The organism is Streptomyces sp. NBC_00239 (genome assembly GCF_036194065.1).
GTDB lineage: Bacteria > Actinomycetota > Actinomycetes > Streptomycetales > Streptomycetaceae > Streptomyces.
In genome coordinates, this window is sequence record NZ_CP108095.1 from 2,925,148 (window position 1) to 2,949,444 (window position 24,297).

General features: G+C 74.9%; 19 protein-coding genes and 1 pseudogene. 13 read left to right on the forward strand and 7 right to left on the reverse strand.

Annotated elements, in window-relative coordinates:
- Window positions 1–128: 128 nt before the first annotated feature.
- The gene (locus tag OG764_RS12655; RefSeq protein ID WP_328968524.1) at window positions 129–4,151 is read right to left on the reverse strand and encodes a tetratricopeptide repeat protein; all 4,023 of its coding nucleotides are present in this window, start codon (window positions 4,149–4,151) and stop codon (window positions 129–131) included.
- A gap of 178 nt (window positions 4,152–4,329) precedes the next feature.
- Here OG764_RS12655 and OG764_RS12660 point away from each other — a divergent pair, with 178 nt between their 5' ends.
- Window positions 4,330–4,692: a DUF6479 family protein gene (locus OG764_RS12660; RefSeq protein ID WP_328968525.1), complete on the forward strand. Its 363-nt coding sequence runs from the start codon at window positions 4,330–4,332 to the stop codon at window positions 4,690–4,692.
- Between the two features lie 213 nt (window positions 4,693–4,905).
- Here the strand turns inward: OG764_RS12660 and ku are convergent, their stop codons facing one another.
- Window positions 4,906–6,108: a non-homologous end joining protein Ku gene (gene ku, locus OG764_RS12665; RefSeq protein WP_328968526.1), complete on the reverse strand. Its 1,203-nt coding sequence runs from the start codon at window positions 6,106–6,108 to the stop codon at window positions 4,906–4,908.
- A 201-nt stretch (window positions 6,109–6,309) separates the two neighbouring features.
- Between ku and ligD the strand changes: the two genes are divergently transcribed.
- Window positions 6,310–7,275 carry a non-homologous end-joining DNA ligase gene (gene ligD / locus OG764_RS12670; RefSeq protein WP_328968527.1) on the forward strand — a complete coding sequence of 322 codons (966 nt, stop codon included), beginning with the start codon at window positions 6,310–6,312 and terminating at the stop codon, window positions 7,273–7,275.
- Window positions 7,275–8,162, forward strand: a complete 888-nt coding sequence (locus OG764_RS12675) for an ATP-dependent DNA ligase (RefSeq protein ID WP_328972976.1) — start codon at window positions 7,275–7,277, stop codon at window positions 8,160–8,162. The genes ligD and OG764_RS12675 overlap by 1 nt, the downstream gene beginning before the upstream one ends.
- 503 nt (window positions 8,163–8,665) lie before the next feature.
- On the opposite strand, the gene OG764_RS12680 is transcribed toward OG764_RS12675, so the two are convergent.
- Window positions 8,666–9,463, reverse strand: coding sequence for a nuclease-related domain-containing protein (locus OG764_RS12680; RefSeq protein WP_328968528.1), 798 nt, complete (start codon window positions 9,461–9,463; stop codon window positions 8,666–8,668).
- Window positions 9,464–9,724: 261 nt separating this feature from the next.
- Between OG764_RS12680 and OG764_RS12685 the strand changes: the two genes are divergently transcribed.
- From OG764_RS12685 to OG764_RS12695, 3 genes are all read left to right on the forward strand, one after another.
- Entirely contained in the window at window positions 9,725–10,333 is a 609-nt protein-coding gene (locus OG764_RS12685; protein WP_328968529.1) for a hypothetical protein, read from the forward strand.
- Window positions 10,334–10,489: 156 nt separating this feature from the next.
- Entirely contained in the window at window positions 10,490–11,617 is a 1,128-nt protein-coding gene (locus tag OG764_RS12690; protein ID WP_328968530.1) for a hypothetical protein, read from the forward strand.
- Window positions 11,614–12,885 carry a HAMP domain-containing sensor histidine kinase gene (locus OG764_RS12695; RefSeq protein ID WP_328968531.1) on the forward strand — a complete coding sequence of 424 codons (1,272 nt, stop codon included), beginning with the start codon at window positions 11,614–11,616 and terminating at the stop codon, window positions 12,883–12,885. Before OG764_RS12690 ends, OG764_RS12695 begins: the two co-directional genes overlap by 4 nt.
- A 499-nt stretch (window positions 12,886–13,384) precedes the next feature.
- Here the strand turns inward: OG764_RS12695 and OG764_RS12700 are convergent, their stop codons facing one another.
- Together OG764_RS12700 and OG764_RS12705 are read right to left on the reverse strand one after the other, a co-directional pair.
- Window positions 13,385–13,768: an SHOCT domain-containing protein gene (locus OG764_RS12700; protein ID WP_328968532.1), complete on the reverse strand. Its 384-nt coding sequence runs from the start codon at window positions 13,766–13,768 to the stop codon at window positions 13,385–13,387.
- On the reverse strand, window positions 13,768–14,181 hold the full coding sequence (locus OG764_RS12705; protein WP_328968533.1) for a DUF6325 family protein: 414 nt from the start codon (window positions 14,179–14,181) through the stop codon (window positions 13,768–13,770). The genes OG764_RS12700 and OG764_RS12705 overlap by 1 nt, the downstream gene beginning before the upstream one ends.
- Before the next feature lie 107 nt (window positions 14,182–14,288).
- On the opposite strand from OG764_RS12705, the gene OG764_RS12710 reads away from it, so the two are divergent.
- The 3 genes from OG764_RS12710 (at window position 14,289) to OG764_RS12720 (ending at window position 18,013) form a co-directional block, all read left to right on the forward strand.
- Window positions 14,289–15,746: an FtsW/RodA/SpoVE family cell cycle protein gene (locus OG764_RS12710; protein WP_328972977.1), complete on the forward strand. Its 1,458-nt coding sequence runs from the start codon at window positions 14,289–14,291 to the stop codon at window positions 15,744–15,746.
- Window positions 15,743–17,275 carry a penicillin-binding transpeptidase domain-containing protein gene (locus tag OG764_RS12715; protein WP_328968534.1) on the forward strand — a complete coding sequence of 511 codons (1,533 nt, stop codon included), beginning with the start codon at window positions 15,743–15,745 and terminating at the stop codon, window positions 17,273–17,275. The genes OG764_RS12710 and OG764_RS12715 overlap by 4 nt, the downstream gene beginning before the upstream one ends.
- A 225-nt stretch (window positions 17,276–17,500) precedes the next feature.
- Window positions 17,501–18,013, forward strand: a complete 513-nt coding sequence (locus tag OG764_RS12720) for a DUF3291 domain-containing protein (protein ID WP_328968535.1) — start codon at window positions 17,501–17,503, stop codon at window positions 18,011–18,013.
- A 161-nt stretch (window positions 18,014–18,174) separates the two neighbouring features.
- Here the strand turns inward: OG764_RS12720 and OG764_RS12725 are convergent.
- Window positions 18,175–19,272, reverse strand: a pseudogene (locus OG764_RS12725) (ferritin-like domain-containing protein); the annotation flags it as partial.
- A 169-nt stretch (window positions 19,273–19,441) separates the two neighbouring features.
- Here OG764_RS12725 and OG764_RS12730 point away from each other — a divergent pair.
- The 4 genes from OG764_RS12730 to OG764_RS12745 all read left to right on the forward strand — a co-directional run bounded on the left by OG764_RS12730 (window position 19,442) and on the right by OG764_RS12745 (window position 23,043).
- The gene (locus tag OG764_RS12730) at window positions 19,442–20,404 is read left to right on the forward strand and encodes an AurF N-oxygenase family protein (protein WP_328968536.1); all 963 of its coding nucleotides are present in this window, start codon (window positions 19,442–19,444) and stop codon (window positions 20,402–20,404) included.
- A gap of 30 nt (window positions 20,405–20,434) precedes the next feature.
- On the forward strand, window positions 20,435–21,160 hold the full coding sequence (locus OG764_RS12735) for a TetR/AcrR family transcriptional regulator (RefSeq protein WP_328968537.1): 726 nt from the start codon (window positions 20,435–20,437) through the stop codon (window positions 21,158–21,160).
- Between the two features lie 4 nt (window positions 21,161–21,164).
- Window positions 21,165–21,446: a hypothetical protein gene (locus tag OG764_RS12740; RefSeq protein ID WP_328968538.1), complete on the forward strand. Its 282-nt coding sequence runs from the start codon at window positions 21,165–21,167 to the stop codon at window positions 21,444–21,446.
- Window positions 21,447–21,558: 112 nt separating this feature from the next.
- Entirely contained in the window at window positions 21,559–23,043 is a 1,485-nt protein-coding gene (locus tag OG764_RS12745) for a C40 family peptidase (RefSeq protein ID WP_328968539.1), read from the forward strand.
- On the opposite strand, the gene OG764_RS12750 is transcribed toward OG764_RS12745, so the two are convergent.
- Window positions 22,926–24,254, reverse strand: a complete 1,329-nt coding sequence (locus tag OG764_RS12750; protein ID WP_328968540.1) for a styrene monooxygenase/indole monooxygenase family protein — start codon at window positions 24,252–24,254, stop codon at window positions 22,926–22,928. The two genes, OG764_RS12745 and OG764_RS12750, sit on opposite strands and share 118 nt — an antisense overlap.
- Window positions 24,255–24,297: the final 43 nt, after the last annotated feature.

The window sequence follows — 24,297 nt, forward strand, 5'->3', positions numbered from 1 at the left end:
TCCGGTGTTCGATGTCCGGTGGGTGTGGAGCGCTCGGTCCGGTCGCTCGGCGGATTTTGACCGTGCGTCTGCGTGCACAGTAGGGAATTCCGGCTCCTCGGACGGAGCGACCCTCTGAGGTGCCCCCTTCAGGAGCGGTGCCACCAGCGTTTGCGCGGCCGGGCGGTCCAGTCGGCCAGCGCGGACCAGGACCGTACGGTCGCCGGGTGGTCCGGTCCGAGCACCCGCTCCTGTGCGGCCGCCACCTCCGTCCGGAGGGCGATCGCGGCCTCCCGCCGGCCCGCGGACCAGTAGGAGCGGGCGAGTGCGTCGCGGGCGAGGAGGGTGTCCGGGTGCTCCGCGCCCAGCAGTCGCGCCCGGGCGGCCGCCACCCGCTCCTGGACGGCGATGGCGTCCGGCAACCGGCCGAGCGACGTGTACGAGGCGCCCAGGCCCGCGGCGGCGTCGAGGGTGTCCGGGTGGTCGCGCCCGAGGAGTTCCTCGTGGGCGTCGAGGACCTCCTCGTCGGCGGCGAGGGCGTCCTCGGTACGGCCCGCCGCCCACAGCGAGGCCGCCAGCGCGGCCCGTAGGCGGAGGGCGGCGCGGGCGTCGGCCCCGTGGCAGCGTTCGTGGGCGGCGACGACCTCCTCCAGCAGGGCCACGCCCTCGGAGAAGCGGTTGAGGTCGAGGTAGGTTGCGGCGAGGTCGGCGCGGGCCGTCAGGGAGACGGGGTCGTCCGGGCCGAACAGCCTCATCCGGTCGGCGAGCACCTGCTCCTTGAGGTCGACGGCCTCGGCGTGGAAACCGGCCCGGGAGTAGCAGACGGCCAGGCCCGAGCGCAGCGCGAGGGTGTCGGGGTGCTCCGGCCCGAGCGCCTCTTCGGCGCGCTCGCCCAAGTGCTGCCAGTAGGCGATCGCCGCCTGGTACAGGCCGGCGTCGAGCATGCTGCGGCCGGCCTCGGGCAGCACGGGGTGGACCCCGCGGGACCACAGCGCCGGGTCCGGGTCGGCCGCGAGCGCCTCGGTGTTGGCCCGCAGTACGGCGCACGCCTCGGCGTGCGGCTGGCCGGCCTCGGGCCACAGCTCCAGTACGGCGTCGGCGGCCGCCAGCAGCGCGGCCGCCACCCCCTCCCCGTCGGGCGCACTGCCGCCGTCCGGCCCGACGCCGCTGTCCGGCCCGACGCCGCCGTCCCGTGCAACACCCTCGTACGGTCCGACACCCTCGTACGGTCCGACGCCGCCGTCCGGTCCGACGCCGCTGTCCCGTGCGACACCCTCGTACGGTCCGACACCCTCGTACGGTCCGACGTCGCCGTCCGGCCCGACGCCGCTGTCCCGTGCGACACCCTCGTACGGCCCGACACCCTCGTACGGTCCGGCGCCCCCGTACGGTCCGACGTCGCCGTCCGGCCCGACGCCGCTGTCCCGTGCAACACCCTCGTACGGTCCGACACCCCCGTACGGTCCGGCGCCCCCGTACGGTCCGACGTCGCCGTCCGGTCCGACGCCGGCGTTCGCGGGTCTCGGTCTGCCTCGTTCGGTCGCCGCGTCGCGGCCGCCCGACGTCACGCTGTCGTCCCGCCCCATGCCGTCGCCCGGCCCGACGCCGCCGCCTGGCCCCATGCCGTCGTCCCGCCCCATGCCACCGCCCGCGGGTCGGCCGTGTTCGGTCGCCGTGCCGAGGCTGCCCGGGGTTACGCCGTCGTCCGGCCCCGCGCCCCCGTCCGCGGGCCTGCGGTGTTCGGCCGCCGCGCCGCCATCCCGGGGCATCTCCTCGGCCGGGGACACGGCGCCATCCGGGGGCACGTCCTCGGCCGGGGGTACGCCGACCGGGGACACGTCCTCGCCCGGGGGCACGCCGCCGACCAGGGTCCTGCCCTCGGCCGGAATCACACTGCCGCCCTGAGCCACGTCCGCGGCCGGGGACACGTCCCCGTTCGGGGGCACGCCGCCCACCAGGGTCATGCCCTCGGCCCGAGTCACGCTGCCGCCGTGGGGCATCTCCTCGGCCGGGGACACCTCCCCGTTCGGGGGCACGCTGCGGCCCGAGGCCACGACCTGGCCCGGGGTCACGGCCTGGCCCGGGGTCACGGCGTCGTCCGGCGACATGCCCCCGCCCGAGGCCGCCCTGCCGCCCTGAGCCACGTCCGCGGCCGGGGACACGTCCCCGTTCGGGGGCACGCCGCCGACCAGGGTCATGCCCTCGGCCCGAGTCACGCTGCCGCCGTGGGGCATCGCCTCGGGCGGGGGCACATCCGCGTTCGGGGGCACGCTGCGGCCCGAGGCCACGGCCTGGTCCGGGGTCACGGCGTCGTCGGGCCGCATGCCCCCGCCCGAGGTCGCCCTGCCGCCCGAGGTCACGCCCCCACCTGAGCTCGCGCGTCCGACCCTGGTCGCGTCCCGCTCCGGGGACAGTTCTCGGCCCGGGAGCACGTACTGCTCCCGGGGCACGTCCTCGTACGGCGTCGGGTCGGGCGTCGCGGCGGTGCGGGCGAGCCGGGCGGTGGCGGTGTGGATGCGGACGGCCCGCGGCCCGGCCCGGTGGTCGGCGGTGAGCAGTCCGTACCGGTGCAGCAGGCGTACGACGGCCCGCGCCTGGGCGGCGTCGACGGAGGCGCCGGAGGCCTCGCCGAGGTACCGGGTGACTGCGGCGCCGGTCCACAGCGACTGCGGATGGCCGGCCGGGTCCAGCACGGCGGCGAGCCGGACGGCGGGTACGGCCAGCCCGACCGGGTCACACTCCTGGGCCGCGTCCAGGGCGAGGCCGACGGCGGCGGCGACCAGGCGGTCGTGCGGGGCCAGGCGGTCGGGGTCGTACCGCCCGGAGCGGTCGGGGTGGCCGTGCCGGTCGACCGAGTCGCGGCGGTCGAGGTAGTCGGGGTAGTCGGGGTCGGGCCGCCCGGACCGGTCGGGGTGGCCGTGGCGGTCCTGCTGGTCGACGTAGTCGAGGGGGTCGGTATCAGGCCGCCCGGACCGGTCGACGCGATCGGGGCCGTCGGCGTGGGGGCCGTCGGGGCGGCGGGCGAGGTAGTCCAGGCGGTCGTGCCGGTCGAGGTCGGGCGGCCGCCGGGACCTGCCGATCCGGTCGGGGCCGTCGGGCTGCCCCGACCGGCCCCAACCGTCGGACACATCCGGGGAGGACGCGGGGCCGGCGGCGGGGCCGGGGCCGGTGGCGGGGGCGGATGCAGGCCCGGCCCCCGCAGCAGAGGCAGGCCCGGCCCCCGCAGCAGGGGCAGGCCCGGCCCCGGCAGCAGGCCCGGGGGCGGGCAGGGCGAGGGCGAGTCGGGGGTGGCGGGCGGTGTAGTGGTCCAGGAGGTCCAGGTATTCGGCGCAGCGCGCGCCTACGTTGATCATGTACGCGGCGGCGTACGACAGGGCCAGCGGGTGCCGGGCCAGCCGTTCGGCCAGGGCGGTGACCCGGTCGTCGAGGAGGTGCGGACGGCCCGCGGCGGTCAGGCGGCCCCTCAGGTAGCCGACGGCCTCGGCGGGGCTGTACGTACCGATGTCGACGACGGCCCGGCCCTCCCCCGACAGCATCGCGTCGCGGCGCCGGGTGGTGGCGAGCACCCGGCCGGCGCCGGTCGGCGACACGGGCGGCCACCAGCGGGCGAGGGCGTCCGGGTCGGTGATGTCGTCGAGTACGACCAGCCAGCTGCGCGGGGTGGTGGCCAGCCAGTCGAGGAAGGCCCGCGCGTCGGCCTCGGCGGCGCCTTCGCCTTCCGCGTACGCCCCTGCCTCCGACTCCGTTTCCAAGTCCGTTTCCAGGTCCGCTTCCGCGTCCGGTTGGGCCTGCGCTTCGGCACCTGACGGGATCCCGGTGCCGGCGCGGGTGCGCGGGTCGGACGCGGCGCCGGGCTCGCGCAGGACGCGGGCGGCCTGGGCGTAACCGGCGGGCACCTGCCCCGCCTCGGCGGCGTTCACCCACACCACCACCTCGCAGCCGTCGGCGAGAGCCCGGTGTGCGTACGCGGCCGCGAGCTGGGACTTGCCGACCCCGCCGCCGCCCGCGAGGACCTGCGTCAGCACGACGGCGGGGTGGCCGGCCCGGGCCCGGTCGATGCGTTCGCACAGCCGGTGGCGGGTCTGGAAGGCGGCGGCGAGGGCGGGGACGGGGCCGATGCGTACGGCGGGGGCGGCGGGGCGGGCGGGCTCGGAGCGCGGGAGCCACTTCATGTCTGCTGCGTCCCCCTCGGTGCCGTGTGTCCGTACCGGTCCGTCCCCGGGGTGTATGCCCTCGGGGACGGACCGCGTCACTCCGCGACGGGCCTCCGGCGCCAGGGTGGCCGGACCCTGGCGGACCATGGCCGGTCTCCAGCGCATGGACAGAGCCGTTTGGGGGTATTTTCAAGGTATGGACACATTCGTGGACATCGTGTGGTTCCTGATCGTGGGGATAGCCGTCGTGGCGTTCCTGCTGCTGGCCTTCTGGCTGGGCCAGCGCGTCCGGGACCGTGAACCGGCTCCCCCGACACCGGAGAGCCAGCCCCGTCTCCCCGCCTCCGGCCAGGCCGAGATCTGCGAGGACCGGGACTACGTGGACATCCCGGATGGCGGCCTACGGCCGCACGAGCTCCAGGGGTACGGCAACTTCGGCTCCCGGAGCGCCCGCCGCGAGACCGATCAACCCCTGGTCGATCCCTTGGCCGCGCCCGTGGCCGAGGAGTCCGGCGGACCGCGCCGGTTCGGCCCGTCCGGCCGGATGAAGCCGGCGTAGCACCGGCCCGCCGCGCACGGCGGACACGCGACACGAGACACGCGCGACACGAGACCTACGCAAGACGGGTGGGTGGCCCGGGAGCCTCGCCGGTTCCCGGGCCACCCGCCCGTCTGCCCCGTCTGTACGTGCGTCTCGGCAGGGCGGCAGAGCCTCGGGGCTTCAGGGCCTCAGGGCCTCAGGGCCTCAGGGCTTCAGGGCTGGTCAGGAGGATCAGGAGGCCCGTTTGCGGGCGGTGGTCTTCTTCGCGGTGGTGGACTTGGCGCCCGACGCCGTGCTCTTCTTCGCCGCGGCCGACTTGGCGGCCGCGGTCTTCGCCGTCCTGGCCGTCGCGGTCTTGGCCGTCGTCTTCTTCGCGGAGGCCGCCGTGCCCGAGGTCTTGGCCGTACGGGACGTCTTCGACGCGCTCTTCACCGCCCGGGCCGCCGGTTTCGCGGCTGCCGCGGCCGTGGACTTCTTGCCGCCCACCGCCTTGGGCGCGCCGCGCGCCGCCGCCTTCGCCGGGGCCGCGCCCGCCTTCTTGCCCGTGGCCGTCCGCGCCTTCGGCCGCAGCGGGGTGACGCTCGCCTCCTCCGAGCCGTCCGCCCCGTCCGAGCCGTCCGCCTCGTCCGTGGCGGCCGCGTCCGCGGCACCCGTCTCGCCGCGCGCCTCCCTGGCCGCGCGCACGCTCTTCTCCAGGGCCGCCATCAGGTCGATCACCTGCCCTCCGGGCTCGGTCTCGGCCGCCGGGACCAGCACCTCGCCCGCCGCCTTCCTGGTGATCATGGCCTCGACCGCCGTGCGGTAGTCGTCGTGGAGTTCGTTGATGTCCACCGTGCCGAGGGTGGCCATGAGGGCGTCGGCCAGGTCGAGTTCGGCGTCGCGGACGGTGACCTCGGCGTCCGGGGCGACGCCTTCCGGGGCGCGGATCTCGTCCGGCCACAGCAGGCCGTGCATGGCGATGACGTCGTCGACGACGCGCAGCATGCCGAGCCGTTCCCGTCCCCGCAGCGCGAACTTCGCGATGGCCACCTGCCGGCTGCGCTTGAGCGCCTCCCGCAGCAGCGTGTACGGCTTGGCCGCGGGCACTCCGTTCGCCGCCAGGTAGTACGCCGCGTCCATCTGGAGCGGGTCGATCTCGTCGGCGGGTACGAAGGCGACGATCTCGATGGTCTTCGCCGTCGGCAGCGGCAGCGCGGCCAGGTCCTCGTCGGTGATGGGGACGAGGACGCCGTCCGGTTCCTCGTAGGCCTTGCCGATGTCGGCGGTGGCGACCTCCTCTCCGTCGAGCTCGCACACCTTGCGGTAGCGGATCCGGCCGCCGTCGGCCGTGTGGATCTGGCGGAAGGAGATGGAGTGGCTCTCCGTGGCGTTCACCAGCTTGATCGGGATGCTGACCAGGCCGAAGGAGATCGCACCGTTCCAGATCGATCGCACGCCGGGGTCCTTTCGCGCCGGGCCCCGCGGAGCCTTTGCGGGTCCCGCGGAGCCTTGCCGGGCTTTGCCGGCCTTGCCGGGCCTTGCCGAGTCGTACCGGGTTCCGCCGAGCCCTGCCGGGCCTTGCTTGACCTTGCCTTGCCTTGCCTTGACGAGTCCTGCCTTCGTGCCCTTTGGCGCCCCCCGTGGCAGTCTCATCGTATGACGCCGATCACACTCGTGGAGGGGCGTCGCCTCGCGCTCAGCAATCTGGAGAAGGTCCTCTATCCGGAGACCGGCTTCACCAAGGGCGAGGTGCTGCACTACTACGCCACGGTCGCGGAGGCCCTGCTGCCGCACGTGCGCGACCGGCCGCTCTCCTTCCTGCGCTATCCGGACGGTGTCGAGGGCGAGCGTTTCTTCACGAAGAATCCGCCGCCCGGCACACCCGCCTGGGTGAGAACGGCCCCGGTGCCGCGTTCGGAGGACCAGAACGCCCGGCAGGTGCTCGTCACCGATCTCGCGAGTCTGATGTGGGCCGCGAACCTCGTCGTCGAGTTCCACGTCCACCAGTGGCGGGCGGACCGGCCGGCCGTCGCCGACCGGATGGTCCTCGACCTCGACCCGGGGCCGCCCGCCACCGTCGTCGAGTGCTGCGAGGCCGCGCTCTGGCTGCGCGACCGGCTGGCCGCCGACGGGCTGGACGCGTACGTGAAGACCTCCGGCGCCAAGGGGCTGCACCTGTCGGTGGCGCTGGAGCCGACCCCATCCGAACACGTGTCCGCGTACGCGAAGGCCCTCGCGCAGGAGGCGGAGCGGGCGCTCCCCGAACTGATCGTGCACCGGATGGCGAAGGCCCTGCGGCCCGGCAAGGTGTTCGTCGACCACAGTCAGAACGCCGCCGCGAAGACCACCGCCGCGCCCTACACGCTGCGGGCCCGGCCGCGGCCGAGCGTGTCGGCGCCGGTGTCGTGGGAGGAGGTGGCCGCGTGCCGCGAGCCGGACCGGCTGGTGTTCCTGGCCGACGACATGCCGGCGCGGCTGGCCCGCGACGGCGACCTGTTCGCGCCCTTGATCGGCCCCGCGGGGGCCCGGCCGCTGCCGGCGCCGCCGGGGAGCGGGGCTGGCGGGAGCGGGTCGAGACGGGGCGGGACGAGCAGCGGCCGGACGTCCGGAGGCGGGTCGTGATCCGGGTGGCGTTGGCCGCGCCCGTACGGACCCTGCCGCGCGGGGGCGGGCTGGCGTACGAGCCGAAGTTCGACGGGCACCGGCTGGTCGTCGTGCGGACCCTGACCGAGGTGGTGCTCCAGGCCCGCTCCGGGCGGATCGTCACCGCCGCCTTCCCGGACCTGGCGGCCGCGGCCCTCCAACTGCCCGCGCGGACCACGCTCGACGGCGAGGTGGTGGTGTGGCACGCGGGCCGCACGGATTTCGCGCTGGTACAGCGGCGGGCCGCGGCGACGGCGACCAAGGCGGCGGTGCTGGCGCGCTCACTGCCCGCCTCGTACGCGGCCTTCGACGTGCTGATGCTGGCGGGGCTGGACCTGCGGTCGCGGCCGTACGAGCGGCGCCGGGCGCTGCTCGTGGACCTGCTGCTGCCGCTGGGGCCGCCGCTGCAGCCCGTACCGATGACCACCGACCCGGACCTGGCCGCCACCTGGTACGAGACGCTGCCCGCCAGCGGGATCGAGGGGCTGGTCGTCAAGCGGCTCGACCAGGCGTATCCGGCGGGGCGCCGGGGCTGGCAGAAACTGCGGCACACGGATACCGCGGACGCGGCGGCGGTCGGCTGGACCGGGCCGGCCCGGCGGCCCGCGAGCCTCGTCCTCGTGCTGCCGGGCGACGACACCCCGGTGGTCTCCAGCCCCCTTTCACCGGCCCTGCGGGCCGAGGTGGCCGAGGCGGCCGGGGCGGTGGCCGGGGTGGGGGCGGGTGATGCCGGGGGCACGGTGACGGCCATCGGGCTCGGGGAGGTGCCGTACCGGGTGTTCGATCCTCCGCTGATGGTCGAGGTGCGGCACACCACGGCGCGGCATCCGCCGCCGGAGGTCTTGCGCATCCGCTTGGACCGGTAGCGCGGCGGGCTCGGAAGCAGCCCGCGCCGGCCGCGCCGGTCCCCTGGCGGCAGTCCCCGGCCCTGCCGACGCCCTGCGGTGCAATCCCCGGACTCGTCGGTGCCCTGGGGCGCAATACCCAGCCTCGTCGATGCCCTCGGGCGCAATACCCAGCCTGGCCGGCGTCGCGGGGCGCAATTCCCAGCCTCGCCGGTGCCCTGGGCGCAATACCCAGCCTTGTCGGCGCTGCGTGCGGCAAATCCAGCCTCGCCGGCGTTTGAGGCGCGGGGTTTGAGGCGGAGCCCCAAGACCAACCCGGCTGACGCCGGGCACCGGGCCCTGCCCGGACCCGCTCCTCAAACGCCGGAGGGGCTAAAGGGTGCGCGGGGTAGCCGGGCTCCGCCCGGAGCCGCTCCTCAAACGCCGGAGGGGCTGAAGGCGTGCGCGGGGTCACCGGGCCCTGCCCGGACCCGCTCCTCAAACGCCGGAGGGGCTGAAGGGTGCGCGGGGTTGGCTGAAGGGAGCTACGCCCGCAACCAGCTGCGGCGGTCGCGGGCCGTGGCGTAGAGGGCGTCTGTCTCCGCGGGTTTCAGGACGCCGGTCAGGCCGGCCAGGGCGGCCGCCGCGCCCTCGCGCAGGATGCGGACCTCGCGCTGGGTGGCGGCCACCGACAGGCCGGCGGCGTCGATCACGGCCAGTGCCGGGAGCACCGCCGTGGCCAGCGCGCGCCCGGCCCGGTCGGCGGCCTGTCGGGCGCGGCGCGGCTCCGCTTCGGGCTCGGTGCGGGCCACCGACAACAGCAGGTCGCCCACCGAGGCGCGCCGGCCGCGGGCGGTGGCGGTCCGTACGGCGAACACCCCGCCCGGCCCGATCAGCAGGTGGTCGATGCGGTCCCGGCCGGGCAGCGGCACGGCGTGCAGGACCCGCCAGCCGGCCCCTTCGAGGGTGTCGAGCTCCGCGCCGAACTGCTGCTGTGCCTGGAGCAGGGGCCGCCGGCGGAGCCGGGAGCGGGCGCCCGCGCCGTCGTGTTCGAGGTCGCCGAGGAGGAGTTCGCCGGGCCGGTTGGGGGCGAGGTCGTCGTCCGGGCGCAGGGCGAGCCGGGCGAGTTCGGCGGCCGTCGGCACGGGCGGCGGGCCGATGGTCCAGGTGCCGGTGAGGTACGGGCGCAGCGCGGCGAGCACCGCGTCGGAGTCCCGTTCCGCGAGCAGGCTGATCCGCCCGGCATCGCGGTCGTACCAGGCCACGGCGCGGCCGTCGGCCGCGGTCACGTACAGCAGGCCCCGGCCGTGTCGTCCGGCCGGTGTCACACGCAGTCCGCGCATCGCGCCACCCCCCTGCCCGCGCCCCGGCGCGCGAGCCCCTGCCCATGGGAGCAGCAGCGCGGGCCGGGGGCAATACGCCGGGCAGGGCCGGGGCGCGTGTAACGACACCGCCGGGATGGTTACGGCCGGCTGTTACAAAGCAGCGGCCATGCCGCAATGGCGTGCCCCTACGTTGATCGGACAGCGTGACCGCCGCCCCCGGCGCGACCGCCCTCCGCGCGCCGGCCTCCGGCGCGGCCGCCCCGACGAAGGACACCTGCCGTGCACACCCTCCGCCGCCGCACTCTGTTCCGTGCCGCCGCAGTCGCCGCCGTCATCGGCTGTGTGCCGGCCCTCTCCGCGGCCCAGGCCTTCGCCGAGCCGGCCCCCGCGGCCCCGGCCGTGCACCGCACCCTGGTCAAGAGCCTGCCGCTGGCCGACGGCCGTTCCACCGCGCACGTCTACCGGGTGGGGGAGGGCTACGAGGCCGACATCGTCACCGCAGGCGCCGCCCGGTCCACCGTGTCCAGCCGGGACGGCGCGGCCGCCGGCTACGACGGTCGGGACGGCCTGCACGTGGCGCTGCGGCCCGACGGCCGCCTGTCGTCGTCGGTGAACGGCGCCGTCAAGGGTCCGGGGCCGGGGTCGGACCCCGTGCCCGACGGCTACAAGACCGCGCACCGCACCGGGCAGGCCGTACCGGCCGGCGACGTACCGGCCGACGGCGTACGGGCGGCCGACCCCGGCACTGTCGAGGCGCTGCGGCTCGGCGCGGTCGCGGACCAGCCGGGCGGCGGCATGGTGCTGCTCGCGGCGGGCGGCGGCATCGCGGCGGTCGGGGCCGCCGGCCTCGGCTTCGCGATGATGCGGCGCGGCCGCACCGTGGCCTGAGGCCCGCCCGCCCCACACCTGTCCCGCTTCCGCTCCGCTCCCCCGCCCGTCCCTGCCCCCCGCTCGCCCCGCAGGTAGACAAAAGGGATTTACATCCGCATATGGTGAACAGGGACAGAAGCCGGTGAGAGGGTGAGAGGGAGGACGCAGAGACCCGTGAAGCTGCGCCGCACGGCCGGGACGGCCGCGACCACGCGGACCACCCCGGCACCCCCGGCACCCCCTGCACCCCCGGTTACGCGGACCACCCGGGCCGCGGGCACCAGCCGGGCCTCCGAGGACGCCGGCACCGCCCGGACCGCCGGACCCGCTCGCACCGCCGGGCCCGCTCGCACCGCCCGCACCCCCGACCCCACCCGCCTCACTCGGGTCCCCCATCCCCTCCACCTCGCCCACCTCGCCAGCCTCGTCCACCTCGCTCGCCTCGTCCGCCTCACTCGCCTCGCCCGCCCCTTCCGCCCCGTCCGCCTCACCCGGGTCGTCGGCCCCGTCGCGGTGCTCGCCGCCGCCGCGCTCGCCACGGCCGGCTGTGGGGCCACCGGTCGGCTGGAGAGCGCCGGTCCGACCCCGATCGCGAGCGGTCCCGTGCACCTGTGGCCCACCCGCCAGGGCGCCTCGCCGCTGCCCGCCGACCCCGGCGGCAGGCCGCCCGAGTACGTGACGGGCATCCCGCCGGTCACCGGGCAGAACGTGCACCAGGTGGACCCGCTGGCGCTGGTACGGGCCGAGCAGGAGGCCACCCGGGGCGTGCAGACCGGCCCGGACTGGCTCCCCGACGAGGTGGTCGCCGGGCTCCGCCGGTGCAAGGCGGCAGGGGATCCCGGCTGCCCGGTGCTCAAGCCGTACTACCGCGACCTGACCGGCAACAACCGCGACGAACTGGTCCTCGGCATCGAGCTGCCGGACCGCCAGCTCGCCCTGCGGGCCTACACCGCGGACCCGGACGGGCGGCTGAACCGGATCATGGGCACCATCGAGTCCGTGATCAGCGTGGAACTCGCCGGGCGCGACATCATCCTGCGGGTGCCGGGCGGCAATCCGGGCTACGAGTGGAACATCGCCTGGTCCTGGGACCCCAAGCAGCGCACGATGCTGATGACGCGCGACCAGATCCTGCGGGTGCCGGCGCCCGAGGGCACCCCGGCCGAGTCCCCCGGCCCCAAGACGGCCGCCCCCTCCGTCGCTCCGCCCGCCGCCACGTCCGCCGCCACCCCCTCCGCCCTGCCGCCCTCCGCCCCCTCCGCCCTTGCGTCCGCCACTCCCTCCGCCGCGGGCCCGCGATGAGGTTCCGGCTGCCCGCCTGGACGGCGACCCTCACCTGGAAGTCCGCCTGCTTCATCGTCGTGATGTGCTGCACGCTGGCGGCCGTACTCGGCGGGCTCGTGCACGTCGAAGTGACCCGGCAGACCGTCCACACGGCCCGCGAGAAGGCACTCGCCAAACTGACGGACACGGCCCGCGCGTACGAGGCGGGCGACCCGCTGCCGCACGGCTCCGGCATCGACCCGGCGGGCCTGCCGCACGCGCTGCGCGAACTCGCGGCCGGCGGCAGCCGCGGTACGGCCGTCGCCATGCTGGACGGGGTCCCGACCATGTGGGCGGCCGGCCCCGCCGACGGCCGGGCGCTCGCCACCACCATCGACTACAGCCAGAGCGCGAGCACGATCAGCGGCCTCGACAACGCGATCATCGGCTCGTCCGTGCTGGCCATCGGCCTGACCCTGCTGGTCGGCGCCTTCGCGGTCACCCGCGTCACCCGGCGGCTGCACCAGACCGCCCTGGTGGCACGCCGGATCAGCCAGGGCGACCTGGACGCGCGGGTCGACGACCCCCGCGCGAAGGACCCCGGCCGGTACCCGGACGAGGTGACCACGGTGGCGGGCGCCCTGGACACGATGGCCTCGACCCTCCAGGCCAAGCTGCTGAGCGAGCAGCGGTTCACCGCCGACGTGGCGCACGAGCTGCGGACCCCGCTGACCGGCCTGTCGGCCGCGGCGGAGCTGCTGCCGGAGAGCCGGCCGACCGAGATGGTCCGCGAACGGGTACGCACCATGCGGCAGCTGACCGAGGACCTGCTGGAGATCTCCCGGCTGGACTCGGGCAGCGAGCGCCTGGAGACCGACCTGCACAGGCTGGGGCCGCTGGCTGAACGGGCGGCCCGGGCCGCGGGCCGGCCCACCGAGGTCGCCGTGGTCCGGGACCTGTACGTCGAGACCGACCGGCGGCGCCTGGAGCGGGTGCTGGGCAACCTGGTGGCCAACGCGCACAAGCACGGGCGGGAGCCGGTGGTCCTGACGGTGGACGGGCCGGTGGTGTCGGTCCGCGACCACGGTGACGGCTATCCGGAGTACCTGGTGGCGCACGGGCCGCAGCGGTTCCGCACCGAGGCGGGGGCGGGGGGCAAGGGGCACGGGCTGGGGCTGACCATTGCCGTGGGGCAGGCGGAGGTGATCGGTGCGGATCTGGTCTTCCGCAACGCCCCCGACGGCGGCGCCCTCGCCGTCCTCACCCTCCCCCTCCCACCGCCACACCCCCCAACACCCCCCACCTGACCCGTCCTCACCGGCCGACTCCGCGCCACCCTCAGCCTGGCCGGCTGCCCGGCGGGCAACTTCCAGCCTCGCGAGCTGTCCGGCGGGCACCATCCAGCCTCGCCGACTACCCGAGGGACACCCTCCAGCCCCGCCAGCTACCCGAGGGACACCCTCCAGCCCCGCCGGCGTTTGAGGCGCGGGTCCGGGCGGAGCCCGGTGCCCGGCGGAGCCGGGTTGGTCGTTGGGGCTCCGCCCCAAACCCCGCGCCTCAAACGCCGGCGAGGCTGGGTTTGCCGCACGCAACGCCGGCAAGCCCGGGAGTGCACCCCAGGGCGCCGGCGAGGCTGGAATTCGCGCCCGCAGGGTCGGCGAGGCCGGGAGTTGCGTCTCGGGCACCGGCGAGGCCCAGGGGTTGTGCCCCGGGCACCGGCGAGGCCGGGAGTCACCCCCAGGGCGCCGGCGAGGTTGGGAGTCGCTCCCCGGGCACGGGGAGGCTGGGGCGCGTCGGGGTGCGGGCTCAGGGCGGGCCGAGGAGGCGGGACTTGGCTGTGGCGAATTCCTCCGGGGTGAGGAGCCCTTCGCGAGCCAGGCCCGCCAGGCTGGCCAGCTGCCCGGCCAGACCGCCCGGCGCCGCGCCGGCCCCGGACGCGGGCGCAGGCCCGGACGCGGGCCCGGACGCGGGCCCGGACGCGGACGCGGGCCCAGACGCAGATCCGGCCCCGGACGCGGCCCCGGCCTCGGGCGCCCCGCCCCCAGGCACCGGCGCGCCCTCAGGACCGGCGGCGCCCCCGGCCTTGCCGTTCCAGACGTACACGCCGCTCGCGAGCAGCCCCCGCAGCAGTGGGGCGCCGGGTGGGCGGGTGGTGGGGTGGACTTCGGGGTGGACGGGGCGGATGAACATCAGCGGACCAGGCCTTTCGCCGTGCGGACCTGTTCCAGCCGGTCGGCCGGGATGCGGACGGAGCCGGCGATCCGGCCGCCGGCCGCCCGTACGGCCACCGCCGCGTCCTCGGCCCACACGTGTTCGACGAGGACGAGCAGCGCGCAGCTGCCGCGTTCCAGCAGGTCGGCGGCCTCCGCCACGTCTTCGGGGCCGATGAGCGGGGCGGCCTCACGGCCCGTCAGCAGACCCTGCAGTTCGACGAACTCGTCGAGTTCGGCCGCCCGCACCTCGCCCGCCGCGGTCTTGGTGGCCACGAGCGCGTCGATCAGGCGTACGTTCCCGGTCTTGCGCAGCCCCATGACGGCGGAGACGGCCTGGACGCGCAGCTGCTCTTCGGGGAAGGCGAGAACGATGAACTCCACAGGCCCCATGCGACGGCTCCCTGCCCTGTTCTGACGTTTCTTCAGCACACTATGACATGGGCAGACATTAAGGGGCATAAGCAGCGGACGCTTGCTACGTTGCCAATATGACCGCAATGACGGCAAAGGCGGCGGACCCCGCATCGCCCGACGCGCACCGCCCCCGGCGCAGAGGGACCGAACTGGCCCTCCTCGCGGGCGCCGTCGTGATCGTCCTCCTCGGTCACGTCTACGCCGGCCTCGCCACGCGCGGCCACCTGCCCCCGGACACCTCCCGGTACGCGGCCGCCCTCGGCACCGCCGCCCTGCTCGCGCACCTCGCCGTGCGGTTCTGCGCCCCGTACGCGGATCCGCTGCTGCTGCCCATCGCGGTCCTGCTGAACGGGCTCGGGCTGGTGCTGATCTCGCGGCTCGACCTGGAGACCCCGGGTCAGATCGCCGCCCGCACCCAGCTGATCTGGTCGGCGCTGGGCCTGGCGCTGTTCGCCGCGGTCGTGGTGCTGCTGCGCGACCACCGGGTGCTCCAGCGGTACGCGTACCTGTCGGTGGCCGCGGCGCTGCTGCTGATGCTGGCGCCGGTGCTGTTCCCGCCGGTGAACGGGGCGCACATCTGGATCCGGGTGGGCGGCCTGTCCTTCCAGCCCGGCGAGTTCGCCAAGGTGCTGCTGGCCCTGTTCTTCGCGACGTACCTGGCCGCGAACCGCACTGCGCTCGCGCTGACCGGCCGGCCCGTGATCGGCCGGCTGCGCCTGCTGCCGGGCCGAGTGCTGGCGCCGATCCTGGCGATCTGGCTGCTCAGCGTGGGGGTGCTGGTCCTGGAGCGGGACCTGGGCACCTCGCTGCTCTTCTTCGGCCTGTTCGTGATCATGCTGTTCGTGGCCACCGGCCGGATCGGCTGGATCGCGGTGGGGCTGCTGCTCGCGGGCCTCGGCGCGTACGCGGTGGGCACCTTCGAACCGCACGTGCACAGCCGGGTCGAGGACTGGCTGAATCCTTTCGCCTCCATCGAGGAGGGCCGCGGCCCCGGCCAGCTGGCCCAGTCGCTCTTCGCGTTCGGCGCGGGCGAGCTGCTCGGCACCGGCCTCGGGCACGGCCATTCCATCCTGATCGGCTTCGCCGCCAAGTCCGACTTCATCCTGGCCACGGCCGGCGAGGAGCTCGGATTCGCCGGGCTCGCCGCGATCCTCCTGCTGTACGGGCTGCTGGTCGCGCGCGGGTTCGGGGCGGGGCTCGCGCTGCGGGATCCGTTCGGTCGGCTGCTGGCGACCGGGCTCGCCTCGATCGTGGCCCTCCAGGTGTTCGTGATCACCGGCGGGGTGACCGGGCTGATCCCGCTGACCGGCATGGCGATGCCGTTCCTCGCCCAGGGCGGCTCCTCGGTGGTCACCAACTGGGTCATCGTCGCCCTGTTGATCCGGCTCAGCGACTGCGCCCGCCGACCGGAGCCCGATCCGGGGGCACGGCCGGAGCCGCCGCCGACCCTCGTGGGGCCGCCGGGGGCGCGGCCCACGGGCCCGCAGCCGGGCGCCGCCGGGGACGCGGACCCGGACGCGGCCGGGGAGGGACCCCGGTGATCCGCTACATCCGCTGGTCGGCCGGCTTCTGCGCGCTGCTGCTGGCCGCGCTGCTCCTCAACGCCGTCCGGGTGCAGGGGGCCGAGGCCGGCGCCCTCGCCGCCAACCCCGCCAACAAGCGCTCCGCGATCGCCCGTTACGCCAAGCCTCGCGGGGACATCCTCGTCGACGGCACGCCGGTCACCGGATCCAAGGACAGCGGCCAGCTGCTGCGCTTCGAGCGGACCTACCTCGACGGCCCGCTGTACGCACCGGTCACCGGCTTCGCCTCGCAGGTCTACGGGACGAGCTTCGTCGAGCGCGCCGAGGACGGCATCCTGTCCGGCACCGACCCGGGCCTGTCCCTCGTCCCGCTGTGGAACGACGTCCTGCGCCGGCGCCCGCCGGGCGGGGACGCGCAGACCACCGTCCGCGGCGCGATGCAGCGCGCCGGGTACGAGGGCCTGGCCGGCCGCCGGGGCGCGGTCGCCGCGCTGGAGCCCGCCACGGGCCGGATCCTCGCGCTGGTGAGCAGCCCCTCGTACGACCCGGAGGTGCTGTCGGGGACGGGGGCCCGGGTGAAGGAGGCGTGGGCCCGGCTGAACGCGGACCCGGCCCGGCCGATGCTGAACCGGGCGCTGCGCGAGACGTACCCGCCCGGCTCCACGTTCAAGATCGTGACGGCGGCGGCCGCGCTGGACGCGGGGGTGGTGACGGACGTGGGGGCGCCGACCGACACGCCCGACCCGTATCCGCTCCCCGGCACCAGCACCCTGCTGCCGAACGCGGGCAAGGGGTGCGCGGACGCGTCGATGGCCGAGGCGATCCAGTGGTCCTGCAACACGGTGATGGCGAAGATCGGCGTGCGGGTCGGGCTGCGGGGGATGGTCGAGGCGGCGGAACGATTCGGCTTCAACAACGGGGGGCTGCGGGTGCCCTCCTGGGCGTCCCGTTCCGGTTTCGACACCGACATGAGCCCGGACCAGCTGGCGCTGTCCTCGATCGGGCAGTTCAACACGCGGGCCACGCCGCTCCAGATGGCGATGGTCGCGGCGGCCGTGGCGAACGGCGGCGAGCTGACGTACCCGTACCTGGTGGAGCGGACCACCGAGGACGACGGCGACCAGGTGCGCCGGAATTCCCGGCGCAGCCTGGGCCGGGCGATGAACCCGGCGACCGCGCTGCGGCTCCAGCAGCTGATGGTGCAGGTCGTGGAGGACGGTACGGGCCGCAACGCGGCGATCCCCGGCGCCGAGGTGGGCGGCAAGACGGGCACCGCGCAGCACGGGCTGGGCAACACCGGGACGCCGTACGCGTGGTTCATCGCGTGGGCACGGGCGGAGGGCGCGCCGCTGCCGGCGGTCGCGGTGGCGGTGGTCGTCGAGGACGCGGAGGCCAACCGCGGGGACATCAGCGGCAACAGCAGCGCGGCGCCGATCGCCCGGGCGGTGATGGCGGCGGCCCTGGCCGGACCGGACGGCGAACCGGATTCGGGGGCAGGGACAGACCGGACGGCAAGTCCCCGACCCGACGGCAGGCCCCCGACCTGACGGCAAGCCCCAGTGATGGGCGAGCCCCGACCTGACGGCAAGCCCCCAGCGATGGGCGAGCCCCGGCCGGAGGGCGAGCACGAAGCGATGGGAGAGCCCGGAGCGGTGGGCGAGCACGAAGCGATGGGCGAGCCCGGAGCGGTGGGCGGCGGAGCGGCGGGGGGGCGGTCCCACTCCGCGAGAAACGCTCTCCGGAGGCCGCAATTCCGTGCTTAGGGTGCGGACATGAGCGATGCGCACGCCCCCGCCCCCGCCCCCGCCCCCGCCCCCGGCATCGAGCCCGCGTTCCAGCTGGCCCAGGTCAACATAGGACGGATCAAGTACCCGACGGACGCACCCGAGTTCAAGGACTTCATGGACGGGCTGGAGCCCGTGAACGCGGTGGCCGACCGGGCCGACGGTTTCGTCTGGCGCCTGCAGTCCGAGTCCGGCGACGCGACCGACTACCGCGTGCTCGACGACGACAAGATGATGATCAACATGTCGGTGTGGCGGGACGCCGACTCCCTGACCGCCTTCATGTACCAAGGCCTGCACCGGGAGCTCCTGGCCCGCCGGCGCGAGTGGTTCGAGCACCTGAAGGAGGCGGTCACCGCCCTGTGGTGGGTGCCCGCCGGGCACCGGCCGACGGTCGCGGAGGCCGAGCAGCGCGTCCTGCACCTGCGCGAGCACGGCCCCACCCCGCACTCCTTCACCCTGCGGACCTCGTTCCCGCCGCCCGCCGCCGCGGAGAGCTGACGGTGCCGGTCTTACTCCCCGCGGGACGCGGACCCGGACACGGACCCGGACACGGACCCGGACGCGGACCTGCCCTCGGAGGAACCGGACCCGGCCCCGGACCCGGGGCCACCTCCGGCCTCCTCCCCCGCGTCCGCCGCCCCCGCCGGCTCCCCCGCCGCCGCGCCCTCGGCCACCGCCTCCCGGACCTCGGCCACCCGCTCCGCCTCCTCCGCCGCGAACCGCTCCCGGTCGAGCGCCTCGGCGACTTCCTCGTCCTGGCTCATCAGCAGGTCCAGGCTGGAGTCGCCCATCTCGAAGACGCCCATGTCGAGATAGGCCTTCTGCAGCCGCTCGCCCCACAGCCCGATGTCCTTCACGCAGGGCACGATCCGGCTGAAGAGCAGCTTGCGGAACAGGTGCAGGAACTCGGAGCGCTCCGCGTACTCCTCGGCCTCCTTGCGCGGGATGCCGAAGTTCTCCAGCACCTCCACCCCGCGCAGCCGGTCCCGCATCAGGTGGCAGCCTTCGATGACGAACTCCTCGCGCTCGCGCCGCTCGGCGTCCGTCAACTGCCCGTAGTAGTCCCGCAGTGCCATCCGGCCGAAGGCCACGTGCCGGGCCTCGTCCTGCATCACGTACGCGAGGATCTGCTTGGGCAGCGGCTTGGGGGTGGTGTCGCGGATCATCCCGAAGGCGGCCAGCGCCAGCCCCTCGATGAGCACCTGCATGCCCAGGTACGGCATGTCCCAGCGGGAGTCGCGCAGGGTGTCGCCGAGCAGGCCCTGAAGGTGTTCGTTGACGGGGTAGAGCATCCCGATCTTCTCGTGCAGGAACCGGCCGTAGACCTCCGCGTGCCGGGCCTCGTCCATGGCCTGGGTGGCCGAGTAGAACTTCGCGTCCAGGTCCGGCACGGACTCCACGATGCGCGCCGCGCACACCATCGCGCCCTGCTCGCCGTGCAGGAACTGGCTGAACTGCCAGGACGTGTAGTGCCGGCGCAGGTCGCCCTTGTCGCGCTCGGTGAGTTTGGCCCAGTGCCGGGTGCCGTAGAGGGTCAGCACCTCGTCGGGGCTGCCGAGCGGGTCGTACGGGTCGACCTCCAGGTCCCAGTCGATCCGCTTGGCGCCGTCCCACTGCTTGTCCTTGCCCTTCTGGTACAGGGCGAGGAGGCGCTCACGGCCCTCGTCGTACTCCCAGCTGAACCGGGCCGCGCCGGTCGCCGGGATCTGCCAGACCGGTTCACCCGGGTCCCTCGTGTAGAGCTCGCGCGTCGACACGGACGCCCCCTCACTGTGGACTGCCGCACAAGACAGGACGGTTGGCAGCGTCACACGTTGGTAGACGGCGGGTCAACAACTCGCGCGCGAGGGATTGACGACCTTGCTGACAAGCAGTCTCATAAGCAGTGACCACCGGTAACCCCTCACTGGACGAGGTGCCTGCGCCATGACCACCGTGACCCCCGCCGGCCCCGGCACGCCCGCGGGCCTCTCCGGCCGCCCCGCCCTGCGGGACGCGCTCGGGTTGCTCAAGGACCGCGAAGAGGTCGCCGAGCGGCTTCTCGACTCCTCCGCGAAGCACTCCTTCGACCCCGACAAGGAGCTGGACTGGGACGCCCCGCCCGTCGACGGCAAGTGGTACTGGCCACCGGAGCTGGTCTCGCTCTACGGCACCCCGCTGTGGAAGAAGATGGCCGAGGAGCAGCGCATGGAGCTGGCCCGGCACGAGGCCGCCGCGCTCGCCTCCATCGGCGTGTGGTTCGAGATCATCCTGATGCAGCTGCTCGTCCGGCACATCTACGACAAGCCCCTGACCAGCAAGCACGTCCGCTACGCCCTCACCGAGATAGCCGACGAGTGCCGCCACTCGATGATGTTCGCCCGGATGATCGAGCGCCACGGCACCCCCGCGTACCCGGTCTCGAAGCTCAACCACAACCTGGGCCGGCTCCTCAAGACCGTGTCCACCACCCCCGGTTCCTTCGCCTGCACCCTCCTCGGCGAGGAGGTGCTCGACTGGATGCAGCGGCTGACCTTCCCCGACGAGCGGATCCAGCCGCTGGTGCGCGGGGTCACCCGGATCCACGTCATCGAGGAGGCCCGGCACGTGCGGTACGCCCGCGAGGAGCTGCGCCGCCAGATGGTCACCGCGCCGCGCTGGGAGCAGGAACTGACCCGCATCAGCTGCGGCGAGGCCGCCCGGGTCTTCTCGATCGCCTTCGTGAACCCGCAGGTCTACGCGAACATCGGGCTGGACCGGCGGGAGGCCGTCGCCCAGGTGAAGGCGAGCGGGCACCGCCGCGAGGTGATGCAGACCGGCGCCAAGCGGCTGACCGACTTCCTCGACGACATCGGCGTACTGCGCGGAGTGGGCCGCAAGTTGTGGCAGCGGTCGGGACTCCTGGCCTGACCGGTGCGCCGTCGGGTTACGCTGCGGTGCATGACCAGGACCACGCCGACTCGGACGTACCGCCGGTTGAGCGTCGAGGAGCGGCGGGGCCAGCTCCTGGAGACGGCCCTGCAGCTCTTCGCGCACCGCGCCCCCGAGGACGTCTCGCTGGACGACGTCGCCGAGGCGGCCGGGGTCTCCCGGCCGCTGGTGTACCGGTACTTCCCGGGCGGCAAGCAGCAGTTGTACGAGGCCGCCCTGCGCTCGGCCGCGGAGGAGCTCACGCTGTGCTTCGCCGAGCCGCAGGCCGGTCCGCTGACGCGGCGGCTGTCCCGGGCCCTGGACCGCTACCTGGCGTTCGTGGACGGGCACGACGCGGGCTTCAGCGCGCTGCTGCAGGGCGGCAGCGTCGTGGAGACCTCGCGGACCACGGCGACCGTGGACGGGATCCGGCGCTCCGCGGCCGAGCAGATCCTCGTGCACCTGGCGGTCCCGGAGCCGGGGCCGCGGCTGCGGATGATGGTCCGCACCTGGATCACGGCAGTCGAGGCGGCGTCCCTGATCTGGCTCGACGAGGGCAAGCAGCCGCCGCTGCCGGAGCTGCGCGACTGGCTGGTGGACCAGTTCGTCGCGCTGCTCACGGCGACCGCGGCGACGGACCCGCAGACGGCCGACGCGGCGCGGGCCGCGCTGGCGCTGGAGTCCGCGCAGGGGCCGGTCGGCGTGCTGGCCCGCCGGGTGATGCCGGTCGTCGCGGAGGCCGCCCACCTACTCTGAGGGGGTGAAGAGCGAGAACACCCCCTTCGAGGGCGGCCCGATGGACGGCCGGGTACTGCCGATCCTGCTGGGCCCGACCGGCCACCCTCCGAAGGTGTACGAGATCCCCGTGCCGGATCCGGCGGGCGGCGCCCCGACCGTACTGGTCTACCGGCGGGTCCCGGCGGGCCACACGAAGCGGCTGGGGCTGCTCAAGGGGTGGAAGTACGAGTACGACCCCACCGGCAGACGCGACCGCCTGCGCTGGCCCTGGTCCAAGCCGGATCCGGCCGGACCGGACGCATGAGCCGGGCGTGAGCCGGACGTGAGCCGGACGGGTGAGGCCGGCGGCCGGGCCGACCCGGTTGGGTGATTCGTAGTATTTCGCGTGGCACGATCCCTCCCTCGGAGGTGATCCCATGTCACGAAGACTGCTGCGTACGGCCTGTGTGGCCGCCGCGACCGCCGCCGCCCTCGTCACGGCGGTCCCACTGCCCGCCGCTGCCGACCCGGCGGACCCGCCGGAGACCACCGCGGGCACGGACACGGCACCCGATGACACGCATGCGAGTACGGGCGCGGGGGCCGCGGGCGAGCAGGACATCGGGACGCTGCTGACCCGGTTGCAGGGGCTCTACCAGCGCGCCGAGGAGGCCGCCGAGGCCTACAACGGGACCGCGGCCGCGCTGAAGGCCCGCGCGGCGGACGAGCGCCGGCTGGGCGGGGCCCTCGGCAAGGCCCGCAACGTCCTCGGCATAGAGCGCGCGCAGGCCGGGCGGCTGGCCCGCGAGCAGTACCAGGGGGCCGGCGGCTTCTCCCCGTACGCCCGGATGCTGCTCTCCGGGGATCCCGGGCAGGCTTTCGACCAGGGCCGGCTGGCCGGGCGGGAGGCCCGGCACCGGGCCGCCGTGCTCGCCCGACTGGCCGGGGCCGAGAAGCAGGCGGACGCGCTCGCCACCGAGGCCCGCAAGGCCCTGGACTCCCAGCAGTTGCTCGTCACCCGGCAGAAGAAGCAGCGCGACGAGGTCGTACGGCAGCTCGGCGAGGTGCAGAAGCTGCTCGCCACCCTCACCGCTGAGCAGCTGTCCCGGCTGGCCGCGCGCGAACGCGCCGACGACGCCGAGGCCCAGCGCGCGCTGGAAGCCTCCGGCCGCCTCGGCAGCCCCACCGGCTCCGGCCGCACGAGCGGTCCGGGCGACCCCGGCGGCCCCGGCAGCGGGGGCGACCCCGACGGCTCGGACGGCTCCGGCGGCTCCGGTCGTGCGGACGGCGGCTCCGGTGGCGACGCCGACAGCCCGGGGGCACCCGGTTCGCCCGGTCCGGCGGCGGGCCGGCCCGGGGTCGCCGTCCGTACGCCGACCGCGGCGGGCGGCGCGGCCGTCACGTATGCCGCCGCGCAGCTCGGCAAACCGTACGTGTGGGGCGCCGAGGGCCCCGCGTCGTTCGACTGCTCGGGGCTCACCTCACAGGCCTGGGCGCACGCCGGGCGGCCCATCCCGCGCACCAGCCAGGAGCAGTGGGCGCAACTGCCCAGGGTGCCGCTGGACCAGCTGCGCCCGGGCGACCTGGTCGTGTACTTCCCGAAGGCCACCCACGTGGCGATCTACCTCGGGGACGGCAAGGTGGTGCAGGCGCCGCGGCCCGGCGCCCGGGTGAAGGTGTCGCCGATCGCCGCCAACCCGCTGCTGGGCGCGGTGCGTCCGGACCCGCTCGGTCAGCCGCTGCCGGCGGCCTCGTACACCCCGCCGCGACTTCCCGGGGAGGCCGCGGCGGGTGACGACAGCGGTTACGCCTCGGAGTCGGCGCCCGCGGAAGCTGCGGAGGCGGAGGCGGGCTCCGGCTCGGGCTCCGGCTCCGGCTCGGAGCCGGAAGCGGACGCGGAGGCGGACACCTCGGCGAGGTAGTCGGCCGCGTCCTGGGGGTCGTAGAAGAACGCGTCGAAGTCGGCCGGGTGGTCGAAGCCGTTGGCGAATCGATCCGCCACCGGCTGGAGCTGCCCGGCCGCGCCGATCAGGTTCAGCACGTGCTCCGGCGGAACACCGAGCATCGCGTTGGTCCACTGGGTGACCGGCTTGCCGGTGGTGAACCAGAACTTGTCGAAGGTGGCCTTCATCCACGCCTCGTCGAACGGCTTGTCGCCGTGCATCAGGATCGAGGAGAGGTACGAGGCGGCGCACTTGGCGGCCGAGTTGGAGCCCTGCCCGGTGATCGGGTCGTTCGCGACGACGACGTCGCCGACGCCGAGGACCAGGCCGCCGCCGGGCAGCCTGCCGACCGGGTTGCGGACGATCGGCGCGTACCGGCCGGCGAGCGTGGCGCCCGCGTCGGTCAACTCGACCCCGGCGGCGCGCTCGAACTCCCAGGGCGTGAACTTCTCCATCAGGCCCAGCGTGGTCGCCAGGTGCTCGGCGGGGTCCTCGACGCCCTGGAAGACGTCGAGGGGGCCGCCGGGCACGCCCTCCCAGAAGAGGATGTCGGCGCGCCCCGAGGTGGTGAGGGTCGGCATCACGAAGAGTTCGCCGACGCCGGGCACCAGGTTGCAGCGGACCGCCTCGGTGTCCGGGTGCTCGGGGCGCGGCCCGAGGCCGTGGACGTAGCTGACGGCGAGGGCGCGCTGCGGGGTGTCGTACGGGGAGCGGGCGGCATTGCGGCCGAACAGCTCGACCAGTTCGCCCTTGCCCGCGGCGACGAGCACCAGGTCGTAGGTCCGGGCGAAGAAGTCGAGGTCGGAGACGGACGCGCCGTGGATGACGAGCTGCCCGCCGCGCTCCGCGAAGGTGTCGAGCCAGCCGGCCATCTTGACCCGCTGGTCCACGGACTGCGCGTACCCCCTGAGCCGGCCGAGCCAGTCGACGGCGCGCGAGGAGTCGGGGGCCGTGACGGAGACACCGAGGCCCTCGATCTTCGGGGCCCGGTCCGCCCAGAAGTCCAGTCCGAGGTCGCGCTCGTGCTGGAGGGCGGTGGTGAACATGCACTGCGTGGACATGACCCGGCCGGTACGGATCTCGTCCGCGGTCCGGTTGGACATGAGGGTGACCTCGTACCCCTTGGACTGGAGTCCGAGGGCGAGCTGAAGGCCGGACTGACCGGCCCCGACGACGAGTATCTTCCGCATGGTGGTGGCTCTCCGGCTATTCGGCTTCGGCTATTCGGCTTCG